At 47.7% G+C, this 13,578-nt stretch carries 9 protein-coding genes; all 9 read left to right on the plus strand.

The genetic code is table 11. The annotated features are described in order from the left end of the window. Nucleotides 1–8: 8 nt before the first annotated feature. A complete protein-coding gene (gene malQ, locus BN6465_RS03385) occupies nt 9–1,511 on the plus strand; it encodes a 4-alpha-glucanotransferase (protein ID WP_066732746.1) in 1,503 nt (500 codons plus the stop codon). Between the two features lie 6 nt (nt 1,512–1,517). Further along, the gene (locus BN6465_RS03390) at nt 1,518–2,594 is read left to right on the plus strand and encodes a LacI family DNA-binding transcriptional regulator (protein ID WP_066731707.1); all 1,077 of its coding nucleotides are present in this window, start codon (nt 1,518–1,520) and stop codon (nt 2,592–2,594) included. After that, complete coding sequence (locus BN6465_RS03395; RefSeq protein ID WP_066731709.1) at nt 2,591–4,852, plus strand: glycogen/starch/alpha-glucan phosphorylase; 2,262 nt, start codon at nt 2,591–2,593, stop codon at nt 4,850–4,852. Before BN6465_RS03390 ends, BN6465_RS03395 begins: the two co-directional genes overlap by 4 nt. 238 nt (nt 4,853–5,090) lie before the next feature. Next, nucleotides 5,091–6,176 (plus strand): 3-isopropylmalate dehydrogenase, encoded by a 1,086-nt coding sequence (gene leuB / locus BN6465_RS03400; protein ID WP_066731711.1) that lies wholly within the window; start codon nt 5,091–5,093, stop codon nt 6,174–6,176. Nucleotides 6,177–6,188: 12 nt separating this feature from the next. After that, a complete protein-coding gene (ilvD, locus tag BN6465_RS03405; RefSeq protein WP_066731713.1) occupies nt 6,189–7,856 on the plus strand; it encodes a dihydroxy-acid dehydratase in 1,668 nt (555 codons plus the stop codon). 20 nt (nt 7,857–7,876) lie between these two features. After that, nucleotides 7,877–9,550: a biosynthetic-type acetolactate synthase large subunit gene (gene ilvB / locus BN6465_RS03410; protein WP_066731715.1), complete on the plus strand. Its 1,674-nt coding sequence runs from the start codon at nt 7,877–7,879 to the stop codon at nt 9,548–9,550. Between the two features lie 57 nt (nt 9,551–9,607). Then, the gene (serC, locus tag BN6465_RS03415; protein ID WP_066731717.1) at nt 9,608–10,690 is read left to right on the plus strand and encodes a 3-phosphoserine/phosphohydroxythreonine transaminase; all 1,083 of its coding nucleotides are present in this window, start codon (nt 9,608–9,610) and stop codon (nt 10,688–10,690) included. A gap of 1 nt (nt 10,691) precedes the next feature. Then, the gene (locus BN6465_RS03420; RefSeq protein WP_066731719.1) at nt 10,692–11,852 is read left to right on the plus strand and encodes a phosphoglycerate dehydrogenase; all 1,161 of its coding nucleotides are present in this window, start codon (nt 10,692–10,694) and stop codon (nt 11,850–11,852) included. Between the two features lie 244 nt (nt 11,853–12,096). After that, entirely contained in the window at nt 12,097–13,572 is a 1,476-nt protein-coding gene (locus tag BN6465_RS03425) for a polysaccharide deacetylase family protein (protein ID WP_066731721.1), read from the plus strand. Nucleotides 13,573–13,578 lie beyond the last annotated feature (6 nt).

Here is a 13,578-nt window from a genome sequence, read left to right on the forward strand (position 1 = left end):
GTCAGATGATGAAAAGAGCGAGTGGAGTTCTGCTGCCGGTGGCGAGCCTGCCTTCCGAGTATGGAATCGGGGCATTTTCGAAAGAGGCGTATAAATTCGTGAAGATGCTGAAAAAGGCTGGACAGAGCTATTGGCAGATTCTTCCTCTTGGGCCGACTGGATATGGGGATTCTCCTTATCAGTCTTTTTCAACTTTTGCAGGCAATCCGTATTTTATTGATTTGAATACACTGGTGAAAAAGGGCTGGCTGAAGCAGAAAGAGTGTGATAAATGTGATTTTGGAAAGGACAGCAGTTCTATAGATTATGGAAGACTTTATAAGGAGCGGTTCAAACTATTAAAAAAGGCGTTCGGGCGCAGTAAAGCTGCGGAGGATGATGCATTTCAGAAGTTTTGTGAAAAGCATGAGGAATGGCTGGAAGATTATGCGATGTTCATGGTCCTGAAAGAACAGCACGAGGGGAAAAGCTGGAGTGAATGGGAGGAGCCATATCGGATGCGGGATGCGGAAACTTTGGCAGGATTTAAAGCTCTCCACGGGGAGGATTTGATGTTCTACCAGTTTCTCCAGTATGAATTTATGGAACAGTGGATGAGGCTGAAGGCGTTTGCCAACGAGAGGGGGATTCAGATTATCGGAGATATTCCAATCTATGTGGCTTTTGACAGCGCGGACAGCTGGGCAAATCCGGAGCTGTTCCAGTTCGGCGAGGACAGGATGCCGGTGAAGGTGGCCGGATGCCCGCCGGACGCGTTTAGTGAGACGGGACAGCTTTGGGGGAATCCGCTTTACGATTGGAAGTATCACAAATCGACGGGATACCGCTGGTGGATACATAGGATTGCTCACTGTGCAGAGTTGTACGATGTGGTACGAATCGACCATTTCAGGGGATTTGACGAGTACTACGCGATTCCTTACGGCGACCCTACGGCTGAATTTGGTGAATGGGAAGAAGGGCCGGGGCTGGATTTGTTCCGCACAGTAAAGAGAAGGCTAGGGGACATCAAGATAATAGCGGAGGATTTGGGATTTCTTACGGATTCTGTTCTTCGCATGGTGGAGGAATCGGGGTATCCGGGGATGAAGGTGTTAGAATTTGCCTTTGATTCCAGAGAGCCGAGCAACTATTTGCCTCATAATTATTCTAAAAACTGTGTTGTCTACACGGGAACCCATGACAATGAAACTTTGGCGGGCTGGTATCAGAACTTGAAGAAAGCGGATAAAAAGTTTGCATGGAAATATATGGGCAAGGAGCCGCTTAAGAGGAAGGACGCTGTATGGGAAATCATCCGTCTTGCCCATGCGAGTACTGCGGATACATGTATTATACCAATGCAGGATTATCTCTGCTTGGGAAATGAGGCCAGAATCAATGAGCCGTCCACGCTGGGCGGGAATTGGACTTGGCGGCTCAAGAAGGGAGCGGTGCCGGAAGAGCTGGTAAAAAGGATGCGGGAGATTACAGAACTGTACGGCAGGCTGCCGGGAGAAAGGGAGCAGTAATAGATTATGGCTTTGACAATCAAAGATATTGCTAAAAAGTGCGGAGTCGGAGTCAGTACGGTTTCCCGTGCGCTGAATAATCACCCGGATATTAACAAAGAGACCAGAGAGAAGATTCTTAAGGCCGTGGAAGAGGATGGATTCATTCCGAATAACAGTGCCCGGAATCTGAAACGGACGGATTCAAAGACGGTGGCCATTATTGTAAAAGACATAGACAATCCGTTTTTTGCCACTATGATGAGAGTGATGGAGGAAGAGATACATCAGGAGCATTATACTTTTTTTATCCAGCATGTGGGCGACAAGCAGAATGAAGTAGACGCCGCCTTGGAGCTGGTGAAGGAAAAGCGGTTGAGGGGGCTTATCTTTCTCGGCGGGTATTTTCAAGGTCAGGAGGAACGGCTTGGGCGTATTAAAGTTCCTTTTGTGGTGAGTACAGCAGAACTTCCCGATATACCGGATAAGGAGACCTGTTCTTTTATCACTATCGACAATGAACAGGAAAGTTTTTATATGGTGGAGCACCTGTGTAAAAAGGGACACAAGAAAATTGCCATTCTGGCTGCGGCAAAAGACGATTGCAATATCGGCCGAATGAGGCTTGAAGGATATAAGAGGGCGTTGGCAGAGTACAAGATTCCGCTCCACAAAACGCTTATCAGGCACTTGGATAAGAACCACGCAGAGTATTCCATGGAAAACGGATATCAGCTTATGAAGGAACTGTTGAAAGAGGGAACGACATTTACCGCAGTCTACGCCATCTCGGACCTAATGGCTATCGGCGCACTGCGGGCACTCCATGAGGCCGGACGGAAAGTACCGGAAGAATGTGCAGTGGCAGGATTTGACGGCCTCAGTTATACGGCATATTATATACCGTCGGTGACAACGGTAGTCCAGCCCGTGGAGGAGATGGCGAAAGAGTCGGTAAAGAGTTTATTTCAAATGATAGAGAGCAAAAAAGGAGTGCCGGGAAAAATACTGCCGGCCAGATTGGCAGAACGCCAGTCAACGTTGGGGACAGGTCCCAACGCATCGGGACCTGTCCCCGTCTACAATTCGGAGGTAAAAAGATGATTAGACAGAAAATAGAGGAAATTGTAAAACAAAAGTATAACAAGGGTCTCCGTGAGGCGACGAATGAGGAGATCTATATTACGCTTCTGGAAATTGTTAAGGATATGGCGGAAGCGGCGCCGAGAGCGGAGGGCAAGAAGAAGCTTTATTATATTTCGGCGGAGTTCTTGATTGGCAAGCTGTTGTCCAACAACTTGATTAATCTGGGTATTTATGACGAGGTTTCTGCGTTTCTGGAGGAAAATGGCAAAAGTTTGGCGGCAATAGAGGAGATTGAGCCGGAGCCGTCTTTGGGAAATGGCGGCCTTGGCAGACTGGCAGCTTGCTTTTTGGACTCGATTGCCACTTTGGGACTTGCGGGAGACGGGATTGGCCTGAATTATCACATGGGGCTGTTCAAGCAGTTATTTGATGAAAACAGGCAGAAGGAAGTTCCCAATCCGTGGATAGATTCGGAGAGCTGGCTTACCGATGCGGGGGTATCCTTTGAGGTTCCCTTCAGAGAATTTACTTTGAAATCGAAGCTATACGATATTGATGTGACCGGTTATGAAGGAGTCACGAATAAACTACATCTTTTTGATGTGGAAACGGTGGATGACAGTATCATCAAAGAGGGAATATCCTTTGACAAAAAGGATATTGCCCACAATCTCACACTGTTTCTCTATCCCGATGACAGTGACAAGGCGGGAAACCTGCTCCGCATCTACCAGCAGTATTTTATGGTATCCAATGCGGCTCAGTATATTTTAAAAGAATGTGATGACAAGGGAATCAGCTTGAGAAATCTGCACGAACATGTGGCGATTCAAATCAACGATACCCATCCGTCCATGGTCATTCCTGAGCTGATTCGGCTGCTCGTACAAAGGAAGATCGACTTTAACGAAGCGGTAGAGATTGTACAGAAGACTTGTGCTTACACGAACCACACTATTCTGGCGGAAGCGCTGGAAAAATGGCCTCTGGACTATCTGGAGCAGGTGGCGCCTCAGATCGTGCCCATCATAAAAGAATTGGATTTACGTGTGAAGGGAAGATATCAGGATGAAAGGGTGTATATCATCGACAAAGACAATAGAGTCCACATGGCTCATATGGATATCCACTATGGCTATAGTGTAAATGGAGTGGCTCACCTCCACACGGAGATTCTTAAAAACGAAGAGTTGAAGCCGTTTTATGATATTTACCCACAGAAGTTCAACAATAAGACTAACGGAATTACTTTCCGCAGATGGCTTTTACACTGTAATAAAGAGTTGACTGCGATGCTGGATTCCCTCATCGGGCCGGATTACCGCAAGGATGCTGGAAAATTGGAAGGACTTCTCGGTTACATAGAAGATGAAAATGTACTTCGCAGGCTTTTAGAGATGAAGCATGTGAAAAAGCAGGAACTGGCGTCATACTTAAAACAGACACAGGGAATCGATATCAATCCCGACTCTATCTATGATATCCAGTCCAAACGGCTGCACGAGTATAAACGCCAGCAGATGAACACATTGTATGTTATTTATAAATATCTTGAGATTAAAAGCGGGAAAAAGCCGGCAAGGCCAATTACCGTGATTTTCGGCGCAAAAGCCGCGCCTGCGTATATCATAGCGAAAGATATCATTCATCTCGTTCTCTGCCTGCAGCAGCTCGTTCAAAACGACCCGGACGTGGCCCCTTACCTGAATGTGGTGATGGTGGAGAACTATAATGTGACGCTGGCTGAGAAAATGATGCCGGCATGTGACATCTCTGAGCAGATATCGCTGGCATCGAAGGAGGCCAGTGGTACCGGAAATATGAAATTCATGCTGAACGGTGCAGTGACTCTGGGAACAGAGGATGGCGCAAATGTAGAAATCCATCAGCTTGTGGGAGATGAAAATATCTATATTTTTGGTAAATCCAGCGAAGAGGTCATTGCACACTATCGCAACAGCGATTACCGTGCCGTGGACTACTATATAGAAGACGATGAAATCCGCAGACTGGTAGATTTCATCATCAGCCCGCAGATGCTGCGTATCGGAGACCCTTATCTGCTTCTGGAGCTGCATGCAGAACTGATACGTAAGGACTGGTTCATGACACTGCTCGACGTGAAGGAGTATATCCAGAAAAAGGAGCAGATGTTCGCGGACTATGAGAACCGTACGGAGTGGGCTAAAAAGATGCTGGTAAATATAGCGAAAGCCGGTTACTTTTCCTCTGACAGGACAATAGCCGAATATAACAGAGATATATGGAAATTGTAAGAGCTAAAGATATCTCCGGCCCATAGACTGGGCTGGAGATATTTTGGTATTTAAAGGCACATGGGAAAATACCGGGCTCTGGTAAAATTGTACAAAAATAAAAACAGAGAGCACTCTAATTTTTTCTGCTTTTGCGTGCTAAAGGGTTGAAACTAACAGGAAAATAAGATATTATAATGGGTAACAGATTCTGCCAGAGTATAAAACTAGGCGGTATTTACAGAAGGGAATGAAGACAATGAACCTGAATATTGGAGTAATCAAGGGTGACGGTATTGGTCCGGAAATCGTGGCGGAGGCCATGAAGGTATTGGATAAAGCCGGAGAGGCCTATGGATTTACATGTAATTATGAACATCTGCTGCTGGGCGGCGCATCGATTGATGTACACGGGATTCCATTGACAGATGAGACAGTAGAGAAGGCGAGAGCCTGTGACGCGGTTCTCATGGGTTCCATCGGAGGAGACGCAAATACTTCTCCATGGTATCAGCTGGAGCCGTCAAAGCGGCCGGAAGCAGGTCTGCTGAAGATTCGCAAGGAATTGAACTTATTTGCCAACCTAAGACCGGCAGTTTTATACGACGAACTCAAAGACGCCTGTCCTCTGAAGGAAGAGATAACCGCAGGAGGATTCGACATGATGATTATGCGGGAACTGACCGGAGGCCTGTATTTCGGAGAGCGTAAGACCGTCGAGGAAGACGGTGTAATGACCGCCTATGATTCACTTACATATAATGAAAATGAAATTCGGCGCATCGCGGTACGTGCCTTTGACATCGCGCGGAAGAGACGGAAAAAAGTGACGAGTGTGGATAAGGCGAATGTACTGGACTCTTCCCGGCTCTGGAGAAAAGTCGTGGAAGAAGTGGCGAAAGATTACCCTGACGTGGAACTCGCACATATGCTGGTGGACAACTGTGCCATGCAGCTTGTAAAAGACCCGAAGCAGTTTGACGTCATTCTCACCGAGAACATGTTCGGCGACATTTTATCGGATGAGGCCAGCATGGTGACCGGCTCCATCGGTATGCTGGCAAGCGCCAGCCTAAATGATACGAAGTTCGGCCTATATGAGCCTAGCGGCGGTTCTGCCCCGGACATTGCAGGGAAGGGCATTGCCAACCCGATAGCCACCATTTTATCTGCGGCCATGATGCTGCGGTTCAGCTTTGACCAAGATCAGGCGGCGGATGCCATAGAGGCAGCAGTTTCAAAGGTTTTAAAAGACGGATTCAGGACGGGGGATATTATGTCCGAAGGGTGCGTGAAGGTCGGCACTGCCGACATGGGCAGCCTGATATGTGAGAGAATCAAATAGGAGGATAAGAAAATGAAAAGTGATAATGTCAAAACAGGGATGCAGCAGGCGCCCCACCGTTCCTTATTCAATGCACTTGGATATACAAAAGAAGAATTGGAGCGCCCGTTAGTAGGGGTTGTGTGTTCATATAACGAGATTGTCCCGGGGCATATGAATTTGGATAAGATTGCAGATGCGGTTAAGATGGGGATCGCTATGGCGGGAGGTACGCCAATCATGTTTCCAGCGATTGCCGTCTGTGACGGAATCGCTATGGGGCATATCGGCATGAAGTACTCCCTTGTCACCAGAGATTTGATCGCGGATTCTACGGAGGCTATGGCGCTGGCACATCAGTTCGATGCACTGGTCATGATTCCCAACTGTGATAAAAACGTACCAGGACTGTTGATGGCGGCTGCCAGAATCAACGTACCGACCATATTTGTGAGCGGAGGGCCGATGCTCGCAGGACGTGTGAAAGGACAGAAGCGCAGTCTCTCCAGCATGTTCGAGGCCGTAGGCTCTTATGCGGCGGGGACGATGTCGGAGGAAGATGTCTGCGAATTTGAAAATAAGGTGTGCCCGACCTGCGGCTCCTGCTCTGGAATGTATACGGCGAACAGCATGAACTGCCTTACCGAAGTACTTGGCATGGGGCTTCGGGGCAACGGGACGATTCCGGCGGTCTATTCGGAGCGCATCCGTCTGGCAAAGCACGCGGGAATGCAGGTCATGGAACTGCTTAAAAAGAATATCCGCCCGAGAGATATTATGACGAAAGAAGCGATATTGAATGCTTTGACGGTGGATATGGCGCTTGGCTGCTCTACAAATAGCATGCTGCACCTCCCTGCCATTGCCCATGAGATTGGAATGGATTTTGAGATTGACTTTGCAAATGGCATCAGCGAAAAAACACCGAACCTCTGTCATCTGGCCCCTGCCGGCCCGACTTACATGGAAGATTTGAACGAAGCGGGTGGCGTCTATGCGGTCATGAATGAATTGAACAAAAAGGGGCTCTTACATACAGAATGCCTGACCGTTACCGGAAAGACGGTGGGAGAAAATATAGAAGGATGCCTCAATAAGAATCCTGAGGTTATCCGCCCCATTGACAATCCCTACACGGCAACAGGAGGTCTGGCTGTCTTGAAAGGCAATCTTGCTCCCGACGGCAGCGTAGTAAAGCGCTCTGCGGTTGTGGAGGAGATGCTCGTACATGAAGGGCCGGCCCGGGTTTTTGAGTGTGAAGAAGACGCCATTACTGCTATAAAGAGCGGGGAAATCCATCCGGGAGATGTCGTAGTCATCCGTTATGTAGGACCGAAGGGCGGACCGGGAATGCCGGAGATGTTGAATCCGACTTCTGCCATTGCAGGAATGGGACTTGGTTCCTCAGTAGCACTGATTACGGACGGACGCTTCAGCGGCGCTTCCAGAGGAGCCTCCATCGGTCACGTATCTCCGGAAGCAGCAGTATGCGGGCCGATCGCGCTGGTCGAGGAGGGAGATATCATCAAGATCAACATTCCAAATTTAAGCCTCAATGTAGATGTGCCGGATGAAATCATGGAAGAAAGAAAAGCAAAATGGCAGCCGAGAGAACCAGAAGTGACTACCGGATATCTGGCGAGATATGCGGCGATGGTTACTTCCGGAAACCGGGGGGCTGTTCTGGAAATACAAAAATAACAGAAAAAGGGGAATGCGCAATGCAGTTAAACGGAGCAGAAATACTTATAGAGTGTCTGAAAGAACAAGGCGTGGATACGGTTTTTGGATATCCGGGCGGAGCAATTTTAAATGTATACGATGAATTATATAAACACAGTGATGAAATCAGGCATATTCTGACTTCCCACGAACAGGGCGCCTCCCATGCGGCGGACGGATATGCGAGAGCCACCGGCAAGGTGGGAGTATGCTTTGCCACAAGCGGACCGGGAGCCACCAATCTTGTTACGGGAATTGCCACGGCATGCATGGATTCCATTCCCATAGTGGCTATCACCTGCAATGTAGGCGTGCCGCTGCTGGGAAAGGACAGTTTCCAAGAGATTGATATTACCGGAATCACGATGCCGATAACAAAATATAACTTTATCGTAAAAGATGTGAACAATTTGGCGGAGACGGTGCGCAAGGCATTTGCAATTGCGCAGAAGGGGCGTCCGGGTCCGGTGCTCATCGATATCCCAAAAGATGTGACGGGGGAAATGGCAGAGTACGAGCCGGCGGAGGTAGAACCGGTGCCCAAGTACCCACAGGAAGTCTGCATGGAAGATGTAGACCGTGCGGTAGAGATGATTAAAAAATCAGAAAAGCCATATATTTTTGTGGGCGGCGGCGCAGTGCTGTCAGACGCCAGCGAGGCGCTTCAGGAATTCGTACAGAAGATGCAGGCTCCGGTCTGCGACACGCTTATGGGTAAAGGCGCCTTTCCGGGTACGGACAGTCTCTACACGGGAATGCTCGGAATGCACGGCACGAAGACGGCAAATTATGGCGTCAGTGAATGTGATCTGCTTGTTGTTGTGGGAGCAAGATTTTCCGACCGTGTCACGGGCAACGCAAAGAAGTTCGCAAGCAATGCAAAAATCTTACAGTTTGACATAGATGTGGCGGAAATGAATAAGAATATATTGATTGACGAAGGCGTGGTAGGAGATATCAAAGAAGTCTTGACCATCGTCAACCAGAGACTGCCGCAGCAGAATCATGACGAGTGGATAAGCAAGATAATGGATTACAAAGAAAAATATCCGTTGAGATATCATCCGGATGTGCTGAGCGGGCCTTATGTGGTGGAAGAGATTTACCGGCAGACGAAAGGGGAGGCCTTGATCGTCACGGAAGTAGGACAGCATCAGATGTGGGCGGCACAGTATTACAAATATTCAAAACCAAGGACCTTCCTGACCTCAGGCGGGCTGGGGACAATGGGATATGGTCTGGGCGCGTCTCTGGGCGCAAAATGCGGCTGTCCAGATAAAACTGTCGTGAATATTGCCGGTGACGGCTGCTTCCGCATGAATATGAACGAAATAGCAACGGCAGTCCGCCACAACATACCAATTATCCAAGTGGTAGTGAACAATCATGTGCTCGGCATGGTGCGTCAGTGGCAGAATCTTTTCTATGAGGGAAGATATTCGGCGACCGTATTGAATGACGCCGTTGACTTTGTGAAGCTGGCGGAGGCCATGGGGGCAAAAGCATACCGCGCCACCACGAGAGAAGAATTTACAGAGGCATTCAGGGAAGCACTTTCCTATGGAAAACCAGTGGTTATCGACTGTCAGATAGACAGTGATGATAAAGTCTGGCCGATGGTAGCTCCGGGAGCGCCTATCAGCGAGGCCTTTGATGAAGGGGATTTATCCTAAAATCAAAACAGTAACTTCGGAAACAGTTTGACAGCAGAAGGAATGGAGGACGAATTCATGAAACGAGTTTACAACTTTTCAGCGGGACCGGCTGTGCTGCCGGTGGAGGTTCTGGAAGAAGCGGCGGCAGAGATGCTTGATTATCAGGGGACGGGAATGTCTGTGATGGAAATGAGCCACCGCTCCAAAGCCTTTGAGGGCATCATAACAGAAGCAGAGCAGGACCTTCGGGATTTGCTGAACATACCGGACAATTATAAAGTGTTGTTTCTGCAGGGCGGGGCATCACAGCAGTTTGCGGAGATTCCCATGAATCTGATGAAAAATAAAACTGCAGATTATATTGTCACAGGGCAGTGGGCAAAAAAGGCGGCTCAGGAAGCGGCTAAATACGGCAGAGTCAACAAGATTGCCTCCTCTGAAGACAAAACCTTCTCCTACATTCCGGACTGCTCAGATCTTCCTATAGATGAAGATGCAGACTACGTTTATATCTGTGAGAACAATACGATTTACGGTACAAAATTCAAAGAACTTCCCAACACGAAGGGAAAAACACTGGTGGCAGACGTCTCCTCCTGCTTTCTGTCGGAACCGGTAGATGTGACAAAATACGGTGTCATTTACGGGGGCGTGCAAAAAAATATCGGACCTGCGGGGACGGTCATCGTAATTATCCGTGAAGATTTGATAACGGAAGATGTCCTTCCGGGTACGCCCACCATGCTCCAGTACAAAACCCATGCGGACGCAAAATCGCTCTACAATACGCCGCCTGCATATGGTATTTACATTTGCGGGAAAGTCTTCAAGTGGCTGAAGAACATGGGCGGCTTGGAGGTGATGAAAGCCCGCAATGAGAAGAAGGCAGCTCTGTTGTATGGATTTTTGGATGAGAGCAGGCTTTTCAAGGGAACTGCCGCGAAGAAAGACCGTTCTCTTATGAATGTTCCCTTTGTGACTGGCAGCGAAGAACTGGACGCCAAGTTTGTAAAAGAGTCAAAGGAAGCCGGTTTTGAAAATCTGAAGGGGCATAGAAGTGTGGGCGGCATGAGAGCCAGCATCTACAACGCCATGCCTTACGAGGGTGTCGAGGCATTAGTCACATTCATGAAAAAGTTCGAGAAGGAGAATCTGTAATATGTATAAATATCATTGCTTAAATCCAATCTCTGAGGCCGGCCTTGCAAGATTTACAGACGATTACGTGCCCGCCAGCGACATGAAAGGGGCGGATGCAGTTCTGGTGAGAAGTGCGTCCATGCATGATCTGGAGTTCGACGGAAGCTTGAAGGCGGTTGCCAGAGCCGGGGCAGGTGTCAATAATATTCCATTGGAACGATGTGCGGAACAGGGAATCGTTGTCTTCAATACGCCGGGGGCAAATGCCAACGGGGTGAAAGAACTGGTGATTGCGGGCATGCTTCTGGCATCACGGGATATTCTGGGAGGAATTAACTGGGTTCAGGAAAATGAAGAGGACGGCAATATAGCAAAAGATGCTGAAAAAGCAAAAAAAGCGTTTGCCGGATGCGAGATAGACGGAAAGAAGCTGGGAGTTATCGGGCTGGGCGCCATCGGTGTACTGGTGGCCAATGCGGCCACGCATCTGGGAATGGAGGTCTATGGATATGACCCCTATGTGTCAGTGGATTCCGCATGGAGGCTTTCCAGAAATATCCACCACGCAAAGACTGCGGATGAGATATACAAAGAATGCGATTATATCACGATTCATGTCCCCGCGCTTGATGATACGAAGGGTATGATCAACAAGGACTCTATAAGCTTGATGAAGGACGGGGTAGTGATACTGAACTATGCCAGAGATGTGCTGGTCAACAGTGAAGATATGGTAGATGCACTTGTGTCGGGGAAGGTCAAAAAATATGTGACAGACTTCCCCACGCCAGAGATTGCAGGGGTGAAAAATGCTATTGTTATCCCACACTTGGGAGCATCCACAGAAGAGTCTGAGGATAACTGCGCAGTAATGGCAGTAAAACAAGTAAAAGATTTTCTGGAAAATGGCAATATAATAAATTCTGTAAACTTTCCAAATTGTGACATGGGGGTCAGAGACAAGGCGAGAATCACTATTTTACACAAGAATGTGCCCAATATGATAGGCCAATTTACGGCGCTTCTCGCAAAAGAAAACATCAATATTGCCGATATGACCAACAAAAGTAAAGGCTCGTATGCTTATACCATGATCGATGTGGATAATGGCGGGGATGCAGCCGTAGCAGATGAACTGCAGGCAATTCCAAATGTTCTCAGAGTAAGAGTGATTTCGTGATTATGTAAATGGAGGAGGGATGTTTCCCTCCTTTTCTTTTTGCCAATTATTGACTTATTTTAGGCGACAAAAATGGTAATATTTCCAAAAAACTGGTAACTATTACAAATGTTAAATTTTTTAGTGTTATATTTAAGATATCTTAAGAATTTCTTCAGTTGTATAGTAGGATATGTTAGCTTATAATGTAGACAACAGAAGAAAATAGTATATATATTGTGTGTTTTAAAGTGGGGAGATACGAATGAGAAGAGAGGAATTAGCGCGTGCAAGGGCAAGAGCGGTAAAGAGACGTAGGAGAAGAAAGAAGAATCAGAGGAACAGTATATCATCCGGCAGCTTAATAGGGGTATTTGTCGTATGTTTTCTTTCCTGTCTGTTTTTAAGCCATGCTGCCGCCGCAAAGGAGAGCGACGAGCTGACGGTAGTGCTGAAGGCAAAAGACATGTCGATTGTCCAAGGTGAGGAAAAGCCGGTATTTCAAGCGGAGGCGGAGTGTAAAGGGGACACTTCATTGAAGCTTGAGGATGAGAGCAGTTATACGGTGCAGGATTTGATAGATGAATTGAATAAAGGAATCGGATTCACATTAAACTGTGAGGCGGATGGGACGGCTGAAGGAGAATATCCGATTAAACCGGAGTTGACCAGTGAGATGACGACGCCTTTATTGTCAGAATGGTTCGGCAAGGTTAAGATTGAGGTGAAGGAAGGAACCTTTACTGTCAAGAACCAGTTCGGCGAGTGGGAAGGAAAGAAGTTTAAACGCTGGGACGGTACCTATGTGACTTCAGATTTTATTACATATCACAACAAGACATATTACTTTGACGAGAATAGTGAAAAAGTGACCGGCTGGCAGGAGATTAACGGAAGCAAATATCTTTTTGGAAAGAAAGGCGCAGCCAAGACTGGATGGTATGAAGAGAACAAAGTTAAGTACTATCTGGACGACGATGGCAAAATGCATCAGGGCTGGCTGACACTGGATGACACGAAGTATTATTTTGACGCAGAAGGCAGGATGGTGACCGGCGAACAAAAGATTGGTTTTAAGAAATGTGTGTTTGCCAAGGACGGAAAGCTGGAGTCCGAGGAGAGCAGCATCGACCCGGATAAACCAATGATGGCCCTCACTTTTGACGACGGCCCGGGGCCAAGGACGGGAGAATTGCTCGATGCCCTGAAGCAGTATAATGCACACGCTACCTTCTTTATGCTGGGGCAGAATGTAGGGCAGTACGGTGACGTTGTCAAGCGGATGCTGGATGAAGGCAATGAATTGGGCAATCATTCATATAACCATCCACAGCTGACCAAACTGGATGCCGCCGGTGTACAAGCTCAGATGGGGGATACGAACAATTTGATTTCAAACGCTTCAGGACAGCCGGCGACCGTGATGAGACCTCCCTACGGGGCAATTAATGATAACGTAAAGGCCAATGTGGGAATGCCTATGATTATGTGGTCTATTGATACCTTGGACTGGAAGACGAAGAATGCACAGGCTACGATCGACCATGTCATGAACAATGCCGGGGACGGCGACATTGTGCTTCTACATGATATTCACACGACCTCTGTGGATGCGGCGATTGCGCTGATACCAAAGCTTATTGATGCGGGATATCAGTTGGTCACTGTAAGTGAACTCGCAGAAGCAAGAGGCGTGACAATGGAAAACGGAGGCAGGTACTCTGAATTTTGGAAAGAATAAAAAGAT

The sequence above is a fragment of the Bariatricus massiliensis genome, from assembly GCF_900086725.1.
Classification (GTDB): Bacteria; Bacillota; Clostridia; order Lachnospirales; family Lachnospiraceae; genus Allocoprococcus; species Allocoprococcus massiliensis.

What these genes read in the sequence shown, in the direction of transcription:
- serC (WP_066731717.1), top strand. Translation starts at nt 9,608, where the DNA reads ATGAAACGAGTTTACAACTTTTCAGCGGGACCGGCTGTGCTGCCGGTG.
- BN6465_RS03420 (WP_066731719.1), top strand. Translation starts at nt 10,692, where the DNA reads ATGTATAAATATCATTGCTTAAATCCAATCTCTGAGGCCGGCCTTGCA.
- leuB (WP_066731711.1), top strand. Translation starts at nt 5,091, where the DNA reads ATGAACCTGAATATTGGAGTAATCAAGGGTGACGGTATTGGTCCGGAA.
- ilvD (WP_066731713.1), top strand. Translation starts at nt 6,189, where the DNA reads ATGAAAAGTGATAATGTCAAAACAGGGATGCAGCAGGCGCCCCACCGT.
- ilvB (WP_066731715.1), top strand. Translation starts at nt 7,877, where the DNA reads ATGCAGTTAAACGGAGCAGAAATACTTATAGAGTGTCTGAAAGAACAA.
- BN6465_RS03425 (WP_066731721.1), top strand. Translation starts at nt 12,097, where the DNA reads ATGAGAAGAGAGGAATTAGCGCGTGCAAGGGCAAGAGCGGTAAAGAGA.
- BN6465_RS03390 (WP_066731707.1), top strand. Translation starts at nt 1,518, where the DNA reads ATGGCTTTGACAATCAAAGATATTGCTAAAAAGTGCGGAGTCGGAGTC.
- malQ (WP_066732746.1), top strand. Translation starts at nt 9, where the DNA reads ATGAAAAGAGCGAGTGGAGTTCTGCTGCCGGTGGCGAGCCTGCCTTCC.
- BN6465_RS03395 (WP_066731709.1), top strand. Translation starts at nt 2,591, where the DNA reads ATGATTAGACAGAAAATAGAGGAAATTGTAAAACAAAAGTATAACAAG.